Here is a 16,521-nt window from a genome sequence, read left to right on the forward strand (position 1 = left end):
GGGCTTCGGCGTCGTCGAGGAGCTCGCCGACTCGCTCGGCGCGGCCGTCGGCGCCTCGCGCGCCGCCGTCGACGCCGGCTGGTACCCGCACACCAACCAGGTCGGCCAGACCGGCAAGCAGGTCTCGCCGCAGCTGTACATCGCGGCGGGCATCTCCGGCGCCATCCAGCACCGGGCCGGCATGCAGACCTCGAAGACCATCGTGGCCGTCAACAAGGACCCCGAGGCCCCGATCTTCGAGCTGGTCGACTACGGCGTCGTCGGCGACCTGTTCGCCGTCCTGCCGCAGCTCACCGCCGAGGTGAAGGCCCGCAAGGGCTGATCCGCCCCGGCGGGGACGGAGGGCGTGGTGCCGGGTGCTCGGTGCCGCGCCCTCCGGCGTTCCCGGGCCGTCCCGCCGGTCCCGTCAACGCTGTTCCTGTCCCGCTGTTCCCGGACCGCTGTTCCCGGACCGCTGTTCCCGGGCGTTCGCGGTGGGCCCGTAGAGTCGGCGCGACACCTGTGGAGAGGCGAGGACGGACGCATGGCACTGCTGACGGCACTTCAGGGCGGCTTCGGGGACTCCGCCGACGCGCTGCGGATCGACGGGCGGGCGTTCTCCCGGGAGGACCTGCTGGGCGCCGCGACCGTCGTGGCCGACCGGGTCGCCGGTGCCCCCGCGCTCGCGGTGCTGGCGCGGCCGAGCGTCGAGACCGTCACCGCCGTGGTCGGCGGCCTGCTGGCGGGTGTGCCGGTGGTGCCGCTGCCGCCCGACTCCGGGCCGAAGGAGCGCGAGCACATCCTGCGCGACTCGGGGGCCGCGCTGCTGGCGCACGCCGTCGGGGACAGTGCGGTCGGGGACGGCGCGATGGGTGGTGTGGAGGCGCTGCCGGTCGATCCGGCGGAGCGTTCCGCGACGACGTACGCCGAGCCGGCCGGGGACGCCACCGGGTTCGTCCTCTACACCTCGGGCACCACGGGCGCGCCGAAGGGCGCGGTGATCCGCCGCGAGGCCGTCGCCGCCGACCTGGACGCGCTCGCCGCCGCCTGGCAGTGGACCGCCGGGGACACGCTGGTCCACGGCCTGCCGCTCTTCCACGTCCACGGCCTCCTGCTCGGTGTGCTCGGCGCCCTGCGCACCGGCAGCCGGCTGGTCCACACCGGCCGGCCCACTCCCGCCGGGTACGCGGCCGCCGGCGGCAGCCTGTACTTCGGCGTGCCGACCGTCTGGTCCCGGCTGGCGGCGGACCCGGAGGCCGCGTCCGCCCTCGTCGGCGCCCGGCTGCTGGTCTCGGGCAGCGCGCCGCTGCCCGTCCCGGTGTTCGAGAGGCTCGCGGAGCTGACCGGCCACGCCCCCATCGAGCGCTACGGGATGACGGAGTCGCTGATCACCGTCAGCACCCGGGCCGACGGCGAGCGCCGGCCCGGCAGCGTCGGCCTGCCGCTGGACGGCGTCCGCACCCGGCTGGTCGGCGAGGACGGCGCGCCGGTGCCCTCCGACGGGGAGACCGTCGGCGAGTTGCAGGTCGCCGGACCGACCCTCTTCTCCGGCTACCTCAACCGGCCGGACGCCGACGCCGAGGCGTGGACCGCGGACGGCTGGTTCCGCACCGGCGACGTCGCGGTGATCGGCCCGGACGGCTTCCACCGGATCGTCGGCCGCGCCTCGGTGGACCTGATCAAGAGCGGCGGCTACCGGATCGGTGCCGGCGAGGTGGAGGCCGCGCTGCGCGACCACCCGGCCGTCGCCGACGCGGCGGTGGTCGGCGCGCCGGACGAGGACCTCGGGCAGGCCGTCGTCGCGTACGTCATCGCGGACGGTCCGGTGACGGGGGACCAGCTGACGGCGTTCGTGGCCGAGCGGCTGTCCGTGCACAAGCGCCCGCGGCGGGTCGTCCTGGTGCCCGAACTCCCAAGGAACGCCATGGGAAAGGTGCTCAAGAAGCAGCTGCTGGCGGAGTCCGACGAGCGGTGATGAGGGGGCGTCGGGAACCGCGCCGGTGACGGCGGCTCACTCTGATGCCCCGTTCGGTGCTCACCCTTCGTGACCCTTCCTTTGGCTTACTTCACTGCGCGCCGGGTGCGGACGCGTGCCTAACGTGACACGCGACAGGACCGAATCGTCCGATCCGTCCCCTTTGGGGTCGGTTCGACGGCTCGGACCACTCCGCGTTTCCGCAGCAGTGAAGGAAGTCAGCAGGATGACCACCGTCAACACCGGCGCACCGGATGCCTCCGACGAGCCGACCGGGCAGCACACCACCAGCCCCACCGCCGACCGCAGGGCCGCGGCCCGTCCCTCCCGGGCCGGGCGGATGCGCCGGGGGATAGGCATGGTGGCCGTGATCGTCGCCGGCGCGGGTGTGATCGGCCTCGGCACCGGCGTGACCCCCGCGTCCGCCGAGCCGGCGCCGGCCCACGCCGGCTGGGACGGGTCGCGGTACTGGTTCAAGAACAGCAAGGGCGAGTGGCGCTGGACCACCCACTACAGCGTCTACAAGGCGCGCACCGGGGGCGGCTCGACGGCCAAGACGTCGCCCTCGTCCTCCGGCGCGAAGTCCAACGGGGGGATCAAACAGGGCTGGGACGGCTCGCGGTACTGGTTCAAGAACAGCAAGGGCGAGTGGCGCTGGACCACCCACTACGATATCTACCTCGACCGCACGGGGGGCGGGGGTTCGTCCTCGTCCTCCTCCTCCAGCGCGGCGCCGCCCGCGGCGGACCGGAACGTCGAGACGGCGATCCAGTTCGCGCTCGCGCAGCTCGGCAAGCCCTTCGAGATCGCGGGCAACGGGCCGGACGGCTACGACTGCTCCGGCCTGGTGCAGCAGGCGTTCCGGCGCGGTGGCATCGACCTGCCGCGGGTGGCCAACGACCAGTACGAGGCGACCACGCCGATCAACGCGAGCCAGCTGCGCCGCGGCGACCTGCTGTTCTGGTCACCCGACGGCACGAGGCGGGGCATCCAGCACGTGGCGATCTACCTGGGCAACAACCAGTACGTCGAGGCGGCGCGGCCGGGGACCAACATCCGGATCTCGGGCATCAGCAGTGGCTACTACCCGGCCTACATGGGGCGCCCGTAGCCGTGTGAGCGGAGGGCGTTCGGGCCTGTTCGGCCCGAACGCCCTCCGCTGTGCAGGGATGTTGACCTCGGGAGGTGCCGGGGCAGAGGTCAGCCGGACGGGGGAGGGCACCCCGGGCACCCCGGGCGCCCAGGGCGGTGACGGCGAACGCCCCGGCGGCCACGGCGGTGGCCGCCGGCTCGGGCAGGGCAGCGCCGCGGGCGAGTTCGGCGGCCAGGGCGCCGCAGACGACGTCGCCGGCGCCGGTGGTGTCGACCACGGTGACGGCGGGGGCGGGCAGGGCTCGGTGCAAGCCGGGTGGCGGCGCGGGTCGCTAGGGGCTCGGCTCGGTGGCGGCTCGGTGGCAGGTGTCGGGGGAGCCGGTGCGTGGGTGGGGACGCGGAGGGCGTACGGTCGTGCGCGGGGGTGGTGCGCGTGGGGCGTGTGCTGTTGCGTGAGCGCCGTTGTACGGGCGTGCGAGCCGGCTTGATGGGGCGCACCAGGGGCGGGCCGTAGGCGTGCGAAGCGCGCACGGAGGCCTGCGCGAACAGTCGGCGCCGTCCGTCGCCCGGGCCCCTGGCCTGGGCACATGCCGCTGTCACTGGGCGGGCCGTGGCGGCGCAGTGGAGGGCGCGGGAAGGCATGGGGAGCCGCGCGGCGGGGGTACCACCTCGGGTGGCGCTGGTTCGACAACGGGGGCGCCGCCCGGTGCGAACGGCATCGGGGGAAGTCGAGGGGCAGGGGACGTTGTGATCGTCTGGGTCAATGGCACGTTCGGGGCGGGCAAGACCAGCGCCTGCCGCGAGTTGGTGGAACTGCTTCCCGGGAGCACGCTGTTCGACCCCGAGCTGGTGGGGGCCGGGCTGCGCGGGATGCTCCCGGCCGACCGGCTGTCGGCGGTGTCGGACCTCCAGGACCTGCCGGCCTGGCGCCGGCTCGTCCCCGAGGTGGCGGCCGCGCTGCTCGGCGAGGTGCCGGGCCCCCTGGTGGTCCCGATGACCCTGCTCAGAGAGGACTACCGGGACGAGATCTTCGGCGACCTGGCCTCGCACGGCATCGCGGTGCACCACGTCGTTCTGGATCCCGAAGAAACGATCCTGCGCGAGCGCATCGAGCGGCGCGACGCGTGCCCGGGCGACCCAGAGGCCAGCGACCGGGTCCGCCGGTGGGGCCTGGAGCACCTGCCGCGCTACCGCGCCGCCCGGCGCTGGCTGCTGCGCGACGCCCGCGCGCTCGACACCGGCGGGCTCACGCCGCGCGAGACCGCCGAACGGATCGCCGAGCTCGTCCGCGACGGCGCCGCCCGCTGCCCGATCGTCCAGACGCCCGACCCGACCGAGGACACCGTCGCCTCCGCCGTCCTGTTCTTCGACGAGCAGGACCGCGTGCTCCTCGTCGATCCCGTCTACAAGCCCGACTGGGACTTCCCCGGCGGCGTCGTCGAACGCGGCGAGGCCCCCACCGACGCCGCCCTGCGCGAGACCGCCGAGGAACTCGGCCTGCGGCTCGACCCGGCCGTCCTGCGGCTGCTCGCCGTCGACTGGGAACCGCGGACCGGGCCGCGCCGCGGCGGCCTGCGGCTCATGTACGACGGCGGGCTGCTGGACGCCACTGCCCGGCAGGGGCTCCTGCTCCAGCGGGAGGAGCTGCGGAACTGCCGCTTCGTCACGCTGGACGAGGCCGCCGACCTGCTGCCGCCGAGCCGGTACCGGCGGCTGGCCGCGACCCTGGACGCCCGGCGCAGTGGGGAGCTGCGGTACCTGGAGGCGGGGCGGCGGGTCGCGGTGGGGCTGGCCAGGGCGGCGGACGCGGCGTAGGCAGGGCGGGGGCGAGGGGCGGCGGGGGCGGCGGAGGCCTCGGAACGGCGGAGCCCCCGGAACGGCGGAGCGCCCCGGAACGGTAGGGCGTGGGCGGTCGGCGGGCCGGGACGGGAGCGGGCAGGATGGGCGCATGCCGTTCACGTTCAGCCACCCCGCCGCCGTCCTGCCCCTGCTGCGCGCCGCCGGGGAGCGCGGGCCGCTCGTGGCGTCGGCGCTGGTCGCCGGGTCGATGGCGCCCGACGTGCCGTTCTTCGCCGAGTCCCTGCTGCCCGGGGTGTACGGGCACGGCGGGTTGACGCACCGGTGGTGGGCGGTGCCGACGCTGGACGTGGTGGTCGCGGGCGCGCTGGTGGCGGGCTGGCACGGGCTGCTGCGGGGGCCGCTGGTGGCGCTGCTGCCCGAGCGGTGGGCGGGCGTGGCGGAGGCGCTGACGGTCCCGCGCGGTGGCGTGGTGGCGGCGGTGCGCCGTGGCGACCCGGACATTGCGGCACGGGCGGGGTGGTTCGCGGTGTCGGCGGCAGTCGGCGCGGCCACGCACGTGGGGTGGGACGCCTTCACCCACGAGGGGCGGCTGGGGGTGCGGCTGCTGCCGGTGCTTGACCGGGAGGTCACCGGGGTGCCGCTCTACTCGGCTCTGCAGTACGGGAGTTCGGCCCTCGCGCTCGCGGCCGTCGGTGGCTGGGCGGTGCGCGCGGCGCGGTCCGTCGAGCCGGTGCGGCCCGCCGTCGCGCTCTCGCGGACGGGCCGGAGGGCCGCCGTCGTGGCGCTGGGCCTGGCGACGGCGGCCGGGGTGGCGCAGCGGATCAGCCCGTTGCGGCGCGGGCTGATCCCGGAGTTCTGCTTCGGCGCCGGGGCCGGGCTCGTGGTGGGTGCGGCCGGCTACGCGGCGGCCGTCGCGGCCGTGGTGGCGGCCAGGGGCCGGCGACTGGGTGCAGCCGCCGGCCGGTCGGCGGGCGCGGTGTCCGGTGCGTCCCCGGGGGCACGGTCCGGTGCGCCCGCCGGTGCGTCGTCCGGGCGGCGGGTGCCCGCCGCGGGGGCGGGCACGACGTCCGTCAGGCGGAGCGCAGTTCGGCGTAGTGACGCAGGAACAGGGCCTCGCTGAGGGCCATCAGCTCCAGCTCCTTCGGGTCCACGCTCTCGTTGACCGCGTGGATCTGGGTGGTCGGCTCCTCCACGCCGATCAGCACGATCTCGGCCTGCGGGTACAGCGTGCGCAGCGTGTCGCAGAGCGGGATCGAGCCGCCCTCGCCGGAGACGACCATCGGGGTTCCGAAGGCCTCGGCCATCGCCTTGCCCATCGCCTCGTAGGCCGGGCCGGTGGTGTCGGCGCTGAACGCCGCGCCGTTGCCCTGGCGCTCGACCGTCAGGTGTGCGCCGAGCGGCACGTTCGCCTCCAGGTGGGCGACCAGCAGGTCCTGGGCGGCGGCCGAGTCGGTGCCCGGCGGCACCCGCAGGCTCACGAGCGCCTTGGCGGCGGCCTGCACGGACGAGGTCGCGCCGATCACCGGCGGGGCGTCGATGCCGAGGACGGTGACGGACGGGCGGGCCCAGAGCCGGTCGGCGACGGAGCCGGTGCCGGTGAGGGCGACGCCGTCCAGCACCTTGGCATCGGCGCGGAACTGCTCCTCCGGGTACTGCACACCCTCCCAGGTCTGGTCGGTGGCCAGCCCGGCGACGGCGACGTCTCCGTTCTCGTCGTGCAGGGAGGCGAGCACCTTCACGAGGGACTGCAGCGCGTCCGGGGCGGCGCCGCCGAAGGCGCCGGAGTGCAGGTTGCCGGCGAGGGTGGTGAGGGAGACCTCGACGACCGTCATGCCGCGCAGCGACGCCGTGACGGTGGGCAGGCCGGGGGCGAAGTTGCCGGTGTCGCCGATGACGATGACGTCGGCGGCGAGCAGCTCCGGGTGCGCCTCGGCGTACTGCTGGAGGCCGCCGGTGCCCTGCTCCTCCGAGCCCTCGACGATGATCTTCAGGCCGACCGGGTACGCGTCGCCGTACACCTGACGCAGGGCGCGCAGGGCGGTCAGGTGCATCAGGATGTTGCCCTTGCAGTCGGCCGCGCCGCGGCCGTACCAGCGGCCGTCACGCTCGGTCAGTTCGAAGGCGGGGCTCAGCCAGGCGTCCTCGTCGAGCGGCGGCTGGACGTCGTAGTGCGAGTAGAGCAGGACCGTCGGCGCTCCCTCGGGTCCCGGGAGCTCGGCGTAGACGGACTGCGTGCCGTCCGGGGTGTCGATCAGCTGCACGTTGGTCAGGCCCTCGGCGGCGAACGCCTCGGCGGTCCAGCGCGCGGCCTTCTCGCACTCCTCGACCGGGAACTGGCGCGGGTCGGCGACCGACGGGAAGGCGACCAGCTCGGCGAGGTCGGTGCGGGCGCGGTCCATCAGCGACCGGACGGCGTCGGCCAGGGGCTGTGACATCGGGGCTTCTCCGGGGACGGGGCCGCCCGAGGGATGGTCCGGGCGGGTACGGGCGGTTGGGGTACCGCCGATCATAGGCGGAGCGGCGGGCGCGGGGCGGGTGCGGTGGGGGTGGGGTGCGGGTTCGGGACGGGCGCAGGGAGGTCGCGGCGGTGTGGTGCGGCTCGGCAGGGACCGGTGCGGACGCATAGGATTGCTCGACGTGACTGACTCCGGAAGCTCCGATTCCCGCAGCCCGCTCGACGCCGAGGCGTCCGAACTGCCGACGGCGTCCGAGGCGTCGGAAGCGTCCGAGGCGCCCGAGAGACTCGTCCGGCCTTCCGACGGTCCGTCGGATCCGCGGTCCGGCGCGCTGGACCCGGGTGACGCAGCCGACGCGCTCGACGCGGTCGGCGGCGTCTGGGACGTCGTGGTGGTCGGCGCCGGACCGGCCGGGGCCTCGGCCGCGCACGCCGCCGCCGTCCAGGGCCGCCGGGTGCTGCTGCTCGACAAGGCCGAGCACCCCCGCTACAAGACCTGCGGCGGCGGGATCATCGGCCCCTCCCGGGACAGCCTGCCGCCGGACTTCCGGTTGCCCCTCCAGGACCGCGTGCACGCCGTCACCTTCGCCTACCGGGGGCGGTACACCCGGACGCAGCGCTCGAAGCGGATGCTGTTCGGCCTGGTCAACCGCGACGAGTTCGACCTGCGCCTGGTGCAGGCGGCCAAGCAGGCGGGCGCCGTGATGGTCACCGGCGTGACCGTCACCGGCGTCGAACAGCGCGGCGGGGACCACCGCACGGCGCTGGTGACGGCTGCCGACGGACGCCGGTTCGAGGCGCGCGCGGTGGTCGGCGCGGACGGCAGCGCCAGCCGGATCGGCCGGCACGTGGGCGTCACCTTCGACCAGGTCGACCTGGGCCTGGAGGCGGAGATCCCGGTGCCGCCGCAGGTCGCCGCCGACTGGGCGGGCCGGATCCACCTCGACTGGGGTCCGCTGCCCGGCAGTTACGGCTGGGTCTTCCCGAAGACCGAGTCGAGCAGCCTGACCGTCGGCGTCATCTCGGCGCGCGGCGACGGGGAGGGGACGAAGCAGTACCTCGCCGACTACGTCCGGCGGCTGGGCCTGTCCGGCTTCACGCCGAGCGTCGAGTCCGGCCACCTGACCCGCTGCCGGGCCGAGGACTCGCCGCTCTCGCGCGGCCGGGTGCTGGTCGCCGGGGACGCGGCCGGCCTGCTGGAGCCGTGGACCCGCGAGGGCATCTCGTACGCGCTGCGCTCGGGCCGGCTGGCCGGCGAGTGGGCCGTGAAGGTTGCCGAGGCGGGCGACGCGGCCGGGGTGCGGCGCGAGGCGCTCAACTACGCGTTCGCCATCAAGGCGGGCCTGGGCGTGGAGATGCGGGCGGGCAAGCAGCTGCTGGCGGCCTTCGAGCGCCGGCCGTACCTGTTCCACGCCGCGGTCTGCCTGGTGCCGGCCGCCTGGCGTGCCTTCGCCCGCACGACCCAGGGGCACACGACCTTCGCCCAGGTGCTGCGCGAGTACCGCGCGGCGCGCAGGCTGTCGGCGCTGGCCTCGCGCTAGTCCTCTGGTCCCGACGTCGCGTAGTCGCGTAGTCCCGTAGTCGCGTGGGACGGGTCGGGGCCGGCGTTCCTCGGAGGGAGCGCCGGCCCCGGCTCCGTTCTCGTGGGGATTCTCGTGGGGATTCCCGTGGGGATTCCTGTGGGGAGGGGCGCGTCGAGTGTCCCGGCAGGGTGCCGGGCCCGGTTACCGGAGACCGGTGTCGATCGCGGACATCAGGGTGCCGGTCGGGGTGTCGCCGGACATCTCCCAGATCATGCCGCCCAGGAGGTTCTTGGACTTGAGGTAGGCCGTCTTCCCGGCGATCGACCAGGCGTCGTCGAACGTCCACCACTGGTCGCCGGCGCCCGTGTAGCCGTAGGTCGCGACGGCCTGCGGGTCGTGGTGGACGGTCAGGTCGGGGACGCTGCTGATGAGGTTGTCGTACCCGCGGGTGCCGGCCTCCTCCGCGAACTGGCCCGGTGCCGCCCCGTTCGCGGACTGCCAGGCGCCGGACGCGCCGCCGTCGGCCACGCCCTGCCAGCCGCGGCCGTAGAACGGGAAGCCGATGGTGAGCTTGCGCGGGTTGACGCCGGCCCCGAGGTAGGCCTGGACCGCCGCGTCCACGCTGAAGTGGGACGGGTACGGGTCCTTGGGGTCGGCGTTGAGGTTGGCCTGGTGGCCGGTGCGGTTGGGCTCCCACGAGTTGTCGCTGCCGGAGCCGTGGAAGTCGTAGCCCTGGACGTTGGCGATGTCGAGGGAACCGAAGATCTTCGTGAGGTCCCAGCCCGCGCCGATCTTCGCCGGGTCGGCCGGGGTGAAGGCGGTGAGCAGCCGGTGCGGGCCGCCCAGCGCGTCGAGCTGCTTGCGGAACTCGGCCAGCAGCAGGGTCAGGCCGGCCTTGTCGCCGGCGCTCCAGTGGTTGCCGGCGTGGCCGTCGCCGGAGCCGGGCCACTCCCAGTCGAGGTCGATGCCGTCGAAGATCCCGGCCGCCGTGCCGGGGCCGCCCGCGCCGTTGTAGGCGGGCAGGTCGCCCTTGATCCACACGTCGATGCAGGACCGGACGAACTTCTGCCGGGAGGCGTCGCTCGCGGCGACGTCCGAGAAGAACTTGGAGTACGTCCAGCCGCCGAGTGAGACGACCACCTTCAGGTTCGGGTACTTGGCCTTGAGCTTCTTCAACTGGTTGAAGTTGCCGCGGAGTTTGCCCCAGCCGTCGTCGGCGACGCCGTCCACCGACTGGTCGGCGCTCATCGGGCGGGCGTAGTCGGCGTCGGCGTCGCCCGCGCCCGTCCCCTGGTCGGGGTCCTGGGGGTTGGACGTGGTGCCCTTGGTGACGCCGGCGAGGCAGGTCAGGTTGGTCGGATCGATGTTCTCGAAGGCGTAGTTGACGACGTCGAGCTTGGCGGCGCTGCCGGAGGTGTCGAGGTTCTTGACGAAGTACTGGCGGCCGTAGATGCCCCACTGCACGAAGTAGCCGACGCGGGCGTACTTCCCGGCGCCGACCAGGTCGGAGGTGGTGACGGCGAGCGGTGCGGACGCGGGTGAGGAGACGTCGGCCGGATTGCGGGCCTTGACGGTGAACGTGTAGGCGGTGGAAGGGGAGAGGCCGCCGACGGTGGCCGTGAGCGTGCTCCCGCCGACCGTCACCGCGAGGGTGCCGCCCTGGTAGACGTCGTACGCGGCGACGCGGACGCTGTCGGCCGAGGCGTTCCAGGCGAGTGTGACGTCGGACGAACTCACTTCCGTGGCACGGAGGTTGGCCGGTGCCGTGGGCGGATTCGGGTCGGTCGACGGGTCGAAGGTGGCGGCGGTGACGGGCGCGCTGGGCCCGCTCGCGTTGCCGCGGGTGTCCTTGGCGCGGACGGCGAGCGTGTAGGTGGTGGCCGGGGCGAGGCCCGTGACCACGGCGCTGGTGGTGGTGCTGGAGCCGACGACGGTGGCGCCGTTCAGCACGTCGTACGAGGCGACGGGGAAGTCGCCGGCGGTCGCGGCCGGCCAGCCGAGCGTGAGGGTGTGCGCGGTCGACTCGGTGACGGTCGGCGTGCCGGGCGCGGACGGCGGGACATCGGCGCTGCCGTCGCACTTGTCCCCGTTGACACGGCAGTTGAGGGGCGTGGCGACGGGGCCGCTGCCGACGAACCAGAAGCTGTACGGCTCGGTGGTGCCGTGCGCGGGGACGGTCGCGTTGTAGAACGCGTTGGTGGCCGTGACGTGCCGGCCGTTCACGGTGGCCGTTCCGTTGTAGGTGTTGCCGATGGTGACACCGGCCGGGAGGTCGAACTCCAGCGTCCAGCCGGTGACGGCGGCCGCGTTGTCGTTGCGGACGACGTACGTGCCCTGCCACCACGAACCGTTGTCGGCGGTGGTGAAGGCGGCGGTCAGCTTGCCCGCGGCCTGGGCCGGGGCGGCCAGCGCGGTGAGTGCGGCGAGGGGGAGGAGCAGGACGGAGAGCAGCGCGAGCAGCCTGCTGCGCGCGCGTGGGCGCCCCGCCCGGGATCGAGCGGACATGGTTCTCCCTGTGTCTGTGGGGGTTGGACAGGGTGGAGTAGAACCGGTGCTGGTGATCCGTGTGCGATCGGTGCCCGCGCCGTCGGGAGGCGGGGCATGGGCACTGTAGGAGGACTGGACCAATGCGTCAACAGGTCTGAACCACTGGGGAGTTGAGTGGTCGCGTCGTGGGTGGGGGCGGGACTCGCCACGGTTCCCGCCGTCCGGTGGGCCGGACGGCGGGAACGAGGAGTGTGGCGAGGTCTCGGCGGCCCGGGGTGGGCCCGGGGTGGGCCGGTGGTGGTGCCTACTCCTGGACGAGGGCGAATGCCTCGATCTCGATCAGCACCTCGGGCAGGAACAGCGCCGCGACCTGCACCGCGGAACTGGCCGGCGGGTTGGCGGTGTTCACGTGCTCGTCGCGGGCCTCGCGGATGGCGGGCAGGTAGGCGATGTCGGTGACGAAGATGGTGAACTTCACGACGTCGTCGAAGCCGGCGCCGGCCGCGGCCAGGCAGCGGCGCAGGTTCTCGAACACCTGCCGCGCCTGCGCCTTCGGGTCGCCCACGCCGACGAGGTTGCGGTGCTCGTCGAAGGCCACCTGGCCGGAGACCTGGACCAGGCGGCCGGTACCGGTGACGACCTGGGTGTAGCCGGTGCCGGGGGCGACGCCGGGCGGCTCGGTGATGTGGGTGAGGTGGTGGTTGGTGGTCATGCGGGCCATCGTGGCGCATGGCGGGACGCCGCCGCACCCTCCATTCCTCCTTTCGCTCCTTTCGCCGCAAGAGCGCGCCGTGCGCGGGTGGGGCGGCCCGGGGACGCGCGACCGCGCCCGGGATCAGCGGACGATCTCGGGCAGGTCGCGCAGGAACGGGCGGTCGGCCGCGGGGAGTTGCGCGAGGGGTCCGGCTGCGCGCAGCACGACGTCCAGGACGCCGTCCGGGTCGGCGGCGTAACCGCCGCTGGCCCAGGCCGCGTTGGCCTCGACCACGGCCCAACCTCCGTCCGTCGGGCCGACGTCCACCACGGCGGCGCTGGGCAGAGCGGGCCCGCCGGCGGCGAGGACGTCGGCGGCGAACGCGAGGACCTCGCCCGCGTCCGCGCCGAGCGGCGCGACGCTCAGCTCCCCGTCCACCGCGTACCGGGATGCGGCCCGGACGGTGCCATCGAGCACGAACAGCCGGTACTCGCGCCGGAACCGCACCACCTCGCTCACCTGCACCGGCGTGTCGCCGTCCAGCACTCCGGGCCCCGGCAGTGCGGCACCGTCCTCGTAGACGCGGGCGGCGAACACCTTGTCCGCCGGCGGCTTGACGAACGCGGGACCGCGCAGCTTCCGCGCCTCGGCGAGCGTCGTGCAGGACACCCGGCGCCCGGTCAGCTCGCGCGGCAGGTCGCCGAGCCAGGTGGCGGCCGGCTCCAGGAGCGCGAGCCCGAGCGCCCGTCCGACGGCGTCGCCGAACAGCGGCCCGCCGTACACGTGCACGGGCGCCGTCGAACCGAGCAGTTCCTCCGGGGCCCGCCACGACGTCGCCGTGAACGCGCGCAGGCCACGGCGGCCGGCGGCGGTGCGCAACTGGAGGCCGGTCTCGTTGATCCGGGGCGCGAGGAGCAGGACGGTGCCGGCGGCCCCGGCCCCGGCCCCGGTCGCGGGGGTGGGGGCGGGGGTGGGGGCGTTCATGGTGCTCATGGCGTCGATGGTGCCGCCGGCGGTGTGGCGCCCACCACGGGTTTTCCGCCCAATGCGTCCCCGGCGGCTCTGGCCGAGGGACGGGTGGGCGTGCCAGAGTCGTGCGGGCGCCGTCCGGGCACCCCGGACGGCGCCCGCGGTCCGACCCACCCTCAGCCGGAAAGCAGGCCCCGCCGATGACCAGAGAAGCGCCGTTCGTCCACGTCACCACCGCCGACGCCGTCACCACCCTGACCCTCGACTCGCCGCACAACCGCAACGCGCTCTCCACCCGCCTGATGGCCGAGCTGCACGCCGGCCTGGCGCTCGCCGCGGCCGACCCGGACGTCCGGGCGGTGGTGCTCGGGCACACCGGCAAGGTGTTCTGTGCGGGCGCGGACCTGTCCGAGGCCACCGGCGCCGACCCGACGGTCGGCCCCCGCGGTCTGGTCGAGCTCCAGCGGGCGATCGTGGACTGCGCGAAGCCGGTGATCGCCGTGATCGACGGGCACGTGCGGGCCGGCGGCCTCGGCCTGGTCGGCGCGGCCGACCTCGCCGTCGCCGGCCCCGCCGCCACCTTCGCGTTCACCGAGGTCCGGCTCGGCCTCGCGCCCGCCGTCATCTCCCTGCCGCTGCGCCCCAAGCTCGACCCGCGCGCCGCCTCGCGCTACTACCTCACCGGCGAGGTCTTCGACGCCGCCGAGGCCGCGCGGATCGGGCTGATCACCCGCGCCACGGCGTCCGCCGAGGACACCGGCACCGCGCTGAAGGAGCTGCTGGACGCGCTGCGCCAGGGCTCGCCGCAGGGGCTCGCGGAGTCCAAGCGGCTGGCGAACGCCGAGGTCGTGCGCTCCTTCGAGCGCGACGCGGACGAGCTGGTGGAGCTGTCGGCGCGGCTGTTCGGCTCGGCGGAGGCGCAGGAGGGGATGCGGGCGTTCCTGGAGAAGCGGCCCGCGCGCTGGGTGCGCTGACGGGGCGGGCCGTTCCGCCGTGCGACCGGACCGGTCCTCAGCCGATGCCGGCCGTCTCGCGCCACAGGCGCAGCAGGTCCTCGTCCCCGGTGTACGTGGTGGCTCCGGCGCGGTCGGCCGGGAGGCGGTTCCAGAGCAGCGGGTAGAGCTCGTGGGCCGGGCCGGCGATGGTCAGGTCGGCGGGCTCGGCCGGGGCTCCCGGTTCGTCCGGGTGGTTCGGGCCGTTCGGCGCGTCCGCGGTGACGGTCACCACCGGCGCCTGGCTGATCGTCACCCGCCAGGCGCCGGGGCCGTCGGTGGCCCGGACCAGGACGGTCCGGGGCTCCTCGCTGCGCAGCTTCGAGCGCGGGCGGACGAGGAAGCCGCGCAGCAGCTCGTCGACGCCGTCCAGGGCGAGCGCGGTGTCCGCCCGCGGGCCCTCGGTGCCGGCCGCCGCGTCGGCGTCGAGGCGGTGGACGGCCGTCTCGTGCGCCTGGCGGCGGGCCCAGAACGCCAGTGGGCTGGGCGCGGGGAGGAAGGACCAGCAGTCGACGTCGGCGGGCGCGGCCACCAGCGTGTCCACCAGGGCGGCGTGGCCCTCGCGGTACCAGTCGAGCAGCGCCGCGTCGGACGGCGCCGGGCCGACCGGCTCGCTCCCGCCGTTCAGGTCGAGCGGCTCCCGCAGGCCCCGGCCGGGGTGGGCGGCGGCCCAGCGGTGGACCGTGCCGATGTGCCGCAGGAGGTCGGAGACCTGCCAGTCCGGGCAGGTCGGGACGGGGGCGGTGAGGCCGGCGCGGGCGGCGGCGTCGGCCAGCAGGGCGCCTTCGAGGCGCAGGGCGTCGATGTGCTCGGAGATGTCCATGGTCCGGAGTGTTCCACGGCCGGCGGACGTCGGGGCAGGGCGATCGGGTCGGGGTGATCGGGGGCGGATGTACGTGCGGGGCGCGGGGGTTGAGGGGCGGGGGGTGGGGCGTGCGTGCGGGTGTGGCATGCGGTGCGGTGCGGTGCGGTGCGGCGCGGTGCCGTGCGGTGCGGTGCGTGCGGGCGTGCCGTGCGGCGCGGTGCGTGCAGGCCGGGGTGCGGGTGGGGCGTGTGGGCCGGGTGTGATGTTGGCCGCCCGGCGGCCGGACGGACCCTACGGGCCGGTAACGTGAGCGCATGCCGAAAACCCGTTCCCTCGTCTCCGCCGTCCGGGCCGGCGGCCGGCGCGCAGCCGGACGCCTCGTCCACCGGGGCTGGCGCTGGGTGCAGCGAACCGGTGCGGTCAGCAACCAGAACCCTGGCCCTTACCGCTTCGGAGAGTTGGGGGACGGGACGACGCTCGCGTTCCCGCTCGGGGCGGTGTTCAACGAGCAGTGGATCACGATCGGACCGTTCTCGATCATCGGCGAACGGGTGACCATCAGCGCCGGCTTCCTGCCCGGCCTCGACCTCGGGCCCGATCCGATCGTGCGGATCGGCGGCGGCTGCGTGATAGGCCGCGACAGCCACATCGTCGGGCACCAGTCGATCGTCCTCGGCGACGACGTGTGGACCGGGCCCGGCGTCTACATCTCCGACCAGGCGCACGAGTACCGCGACACCGACCTGCCGATCGGCAAGCAGTGGCCGCGCAACGAGCCCGTCGAGATCGGTTCGGGCAGCTGGATCGGCACCGGCGCGGTGATCCTGCCGGGCGCCCGGATCGGCCGGAACGTGGTCGTGGCCGCGGGCGCGGTGGTGCGCGGTGAGGTGCCCGACCACAGCGTCGTCGCGGGCGCGCCGGCCAAGGTCGTGCGGCGCTGGACTCCCGAGGACGGCTGGCAGCCGCCGCTGCGCCACGAGCCGCCGCAGCCGGTGCCGGACGGTGTGACGGCGGAACAGCTGCGCGCCCTGGTGGGGTGGGACCTGCGGCTGCCGGGTGAGTCGGCCTGAGGGTGGGGCCGGGCGCCTGACGTCCGGCGCCGTCAGACGGCGGGGCGGAACGTGATGACGGCGGTGACGCCGTCGGGCTGGAGCCGGAGCGGGCCGGGGTACCGGAGCAGGGCGGCGTCGTAGCGGGCGAGGTCGGTGGCGGTGGCGGTGTTGGCCGAGGCGTCGGTCGAGGCGTCGATGATGGTGGAGCCGGCGAGGCAGACCACGAGGACGGAGCCGCCAGGCGGCACGTCGGCGGATGCGGGCTCTGTCACGAGATCGACCTCGGCGGTGACCTTTCCGCGACGGGTCATCACGTTGAAGTCGACCACCGGGCCGGCGAGCAGGCGGCAGTCCGTGGTGGCGTCGCCGGGGAAGGCGAACGGCCGGTAGGGCGTGTCGATCCGGTGCTCGGATCCGTCGACCGTGAGCACCATGCCGGGGCCCTCGACCAGGGTGATCACCCGGTCGATGCCGGGGAACGGGGAGAACGGGCCGGCGGCGTCGACGTCTGCCAGGCTGACCCGCCACTCGAAGCCGTCCAGCGCGGCCCCGGCGGGGAAACCGGCGACCTCCCGGGTCACCCCGCCCCCGTTGAGCCATGCCGTGGCCGGGCGCTCGCTCGCCCGGAGTGTCTCGATCCGCCCGGTGGTCGTCATGGGCGGCATCATGCCACTGCGGGTGGGGTGGGTGACGGCGGA

At 74.9% G+C, this 16,521-nt stretch carries 15 protein-coding genes; 8 read left to right on the plus strand and 7 right to left on the minus strand.

What is annotated here, in order from left to right:
* The 3 genes from AB0C76_RS27480 to AB0C76_RS27490 form a co-directional block, all read left to right on the plus strand.
* A partial coding sequence (locus tag AB0C76_RS27480; protein WP_359970688.1) for an electron transfer flavoprotein subunit alpha/FixB family protein occupies positions 1-322 on the plus strand: 322 nt, incomplete at its 5' end.
* Positions 323-523: 201 nt separating this feature from the next.
* Positions 524-1,954 (plus strand): acyl-CoA synthetase, encoded by a 1,431-nt coding sequence (locus AB0C76_RS27485; protein WP_359970690.1) that lies wholly within the window; start codon positions 524-526, stop codon positions 1,952-1,954.
* Between the two features lie 226 nt (positions 1,955-2,180).
* A complete protein-coding gene (locus AB0C76_RS27490; RefSeq protein WP_359970692.1) occupies positions 2,181-3,065 on the plus strand; it encodes a C40 family peptidase in 885 nt (294 codons plus the stop codon).
* Here the strand turns inward: AB0C76_RS27490 and AB0C76_RS27495 are convergent.
* On the minus strand, positions 3,025-3,357 hold the full coding sequence (locus tag AB0C76_RS27495) for a PfkB family carbohydrate kinase (RefSeq protein WP_359970694.1): 333 nt from the start codon (positions 3,355-3,357) through the stop codon (positions 3,025-3,027). The two genes, AB0C76_RS27490 and AB0C76_RS27495, sit on opposite strands and share 41 nt — an antisense overlap.
* Positions 3,358-3,793: 436 nt before the next feature.
* Here AB0C76_RS27495 and AB0C76_RS27500 point away from each other — a divergent pair, with 436 nt between their 5' ends.
* Together AB0C76_RS27500 and AB0C76_RS27505 are read left to right on the plus strand one after the other, a co-directional pair.
* Complete coding sequence (locus AB0C76_RS27500) at positions 3,794-4,861, plus strand: NUDIX hydrolase (RefSeq protein WP_359970696.1); 1,068 nt, start codon at positions 3,794-3,796, stop codon at positions 4,859-4,861.
* A gap of 133 nt (positions 4,862-4,994) precedes the next feature.
* Complete coding sequence (locus tag AB0C76_RS27505) at positions 4,995-5,966, plus strand: DUF4184 family protein (protein ID WP_359970698.1); 972 nt, start codon at positions 4,995-4,997, stop codon at positions 5,964-5,966.
* On the opposite strand, the gene AB0C76_RS27510 is transcribed toward AB0C76_RS27505, so the two are convergent.
* Positions 5,917-7,281, minus strand: coding sequence for a dipeptidase (locus AB0C76_RS27510; protein WP_359970700.1), 1,365 nt, complete (start codon positions 7,279-7,281; stop codon positions 5,917-5,919). The genes AB0C76_RS27505 and AB0C76_RS27510 overlap by 50 nt on opposite strands.
* A gap of 352 nt (positions 7,282-7,633) precedes the next feature.
* On the opposite strand from AB0C76_RS27510, the gene AB0C76_RS27515 reads away from it, so the two are divergent.
* Positions 7,634-8,842, plus strand: coding sequence for a geranylgeranyl reductase family protein (locus tag AB0C76_RS27515; RefSeq protein WP_359970805.1), 1,209 nt, complete (start codon positions 7,634-7,636; stop codon positions 8,840-8,842).
* Positions 8,843-9,025: 183 nt separating this feature from the next.
* Here the strand turns inward: AB0C76_RS27515 and AB0C76_RS27520 are convergent, their stop codons facing one another.
* The 3 genes from AB0C76_RS27520 to AB0C76_RS27530 all read right to left on the minus strand — a co-directional run bounded on the left by AB0C76_RS27520 (position 9,026) and on the right by AB0C76_RS27530 (position 12,998).
* Complete coding sequence (locus tag AB0C76_RS27520; protein WP_359970702.1) at positions 9,026-11,329, minus strand: glycosyl hydrolase family 18 protein; 2,304 nt, start codon at positions 11,327-11,329, stop codon at positions 9,026-9,028.
* 286 nt (positions 11,330-11,615) lie between these two features.
* Positions 11,616-12,023, minus strand: a complete 408-nt coding sequence (locus tag AB0C76_RS27525; RefSeq protein WP_359970704.1) for a RidA family protein — start codon at positions 12,021-12,023, stop codon at positions 11,616-11,618.
* A 123-nt stretch (positions 12,024-12,146) separates the two neighbouring features.
* Positions 12,147-12,998: an ATP-grasp domain-containing protein gene (locus AB0C76_RS27530; RefSeq protein WP_359970706.1), complete on the minus strand. Its 852-nt coding sequence runs from the start codon at positions 12,996-12,998 to the stop codon at positions 12,147-12,149.
* A gap of 176 nt (positions 12,999-13,174) precedes the next feature.
* On the opposite strand from AB0C76_RS27530, the gene AB0C76_RS27535 reads away from it, so the two are divergent.
* The gene (locus tag AB0C76_RS27535; RefSeq protein WP_359970708.1) at positions 13,175-13,948 is read left to right on the plus strand and encodes an enoyl-CoA hydratase family protein; all 774 of its coding nucleotides are present in this window, start codon (positions 13,175-13,177) and stop codon (positions 13,946-13,948) included.
* A 37-nt stretch (positions 13,949-13,985) separates the two neighbouring features.
* On the opposite strand, the gene AB0C76_RS27540 is transcribed toward AB0C76_RS27535, so the two are convergent.
* The gene (locus AB0C76_RS27540) at positions 13,986-14,789 is read right to left on the minus strand and encodes a maleylpyruvate isomerase family mycothiol-dependent enzyme (RefSeq protein ID WP_359970710.1); all 804 of its coding nucleotides are present in this window, start codon (positions 14,787-14,789) and stop codon (positions 13,986-13,988) included.
* A 296-nt stretch (positions 14,790-15,085) separates the two neighbouring features.
* Between AB0C76_RS27540 and AB0C76_RS27545 the strand changes: the two genes are divergently transcribed.
* Positions 15,086-15,841 (plus strand): DapH/DapD/GlmU-related protein, encoded by a 756-nt coding sequence (locus AB0C76_RS27545; RefSeq protein ID WP_359970711.1) that lies wholly within the window; start codon positions 15,086-15,088, stop codon positions 15,839-15,841.
* 32 nt (positions 15,842-15,873) lie between these two features.
* On the opposite strand, the gene AB0C76_RS27550 is transcribed toward AB0C76_RS27545, so the two are convergent.
* Positions 15,874-16,479, minus strand: coding sequence for a HutD family protein (locus AB0C76_RS27550; protein WP_359970713.1), 606 nt, complete (start codon positions 16,477-16,479; stop codon positions 15,874-15,876).
* Positions 16,480-16,521: the final 42 nt, after the last annotated feature.

This window comes from Kitasatospora sp. NPDC048722, assembly GCF_040650235.1.
Classification (GTDB): Bacteria; Actinomycetota; Actinomycetes; order Streptomycetales; family Streptomycetaceae; genus Kitasatospora.

Coding starts and splice junctions, on each gene's coding strand:
- AB0C76_RS27485 (WP_359970690.1), top strand. CDS start 524: ATGGCACTGCTGACGGCACTTCAGGGCGGCTTCGGGGACTCCGCCGAC.
- AB0C76_RS27490 (WP_359970692.1), top strand. CDS start 2,181: ATGACCACCGTCAACACCGGCGCACCGGATGCCTCCGACGAGCCGACC.
- AB0C76_RS27505 (WP_359970698.1), top strand. CDS start 4,995: ATGCCGTTCACGTTCAGCCACCCCGCCGCCGTCCTGCCCCTGCTGCGC.
- AB0C76_RS27510 (WP_359970700.1), bottom strand. CDS start 7,281: ATGTCACAGCCCCTGGCCGACGCCGTCCGGTCGCTGATGGACCGCGCC.
- AB0C76_RS27520 (WP_359970702.1), bottom strand. CDS start 11,329: ATGTCCGCTCGATCCCGGGCGGGGCGCCCACGCGCGCGCAGCAGGCTG.
- AB0C76_RS27525 (WP_359970704.1), bottom strand. CDS start 12,023: ATGACCACCAACCACCACCTCACCCACATCACCGAGCCGCCCGGCGTC.
- AB0C76_RS27530 (WP_359970706.1), bottom strand. CDS start 12,998: ATGAGCACCATGAACGCCCCCACCCCCGCCCCCACCCCCGCGACCGGG.
- AB0C76_RS27535 (WP_359970708.1), top strand. CDS start 13,175: ATGACCAGAGAAGCGCCGTTCGTCCACGTCACCACCGCCGACGCCGTC.
- AB0C76_RS27540 (WP_359970710.1), bottom strand. CDS start 14,789: ATGGACATCTCCGAGCACATCGACGCCCTGCGCCTCGAAGGCGCCCTG.
- AB0C76_RS27545 (WP_359970711.1), top strand. CDS start 15,086: ATGCCGAAAACCCGTTCCCTCGTCTCCGCCGTCCGGGCCGGCGGCCGG.
- AB0C76_RS27550 (WP_359970713.1), bottom strand. CDS start 16,479: ATGACGACCACCGGGCGGATCGAGACACTCCGGGCGAGCGAGCGCCCG.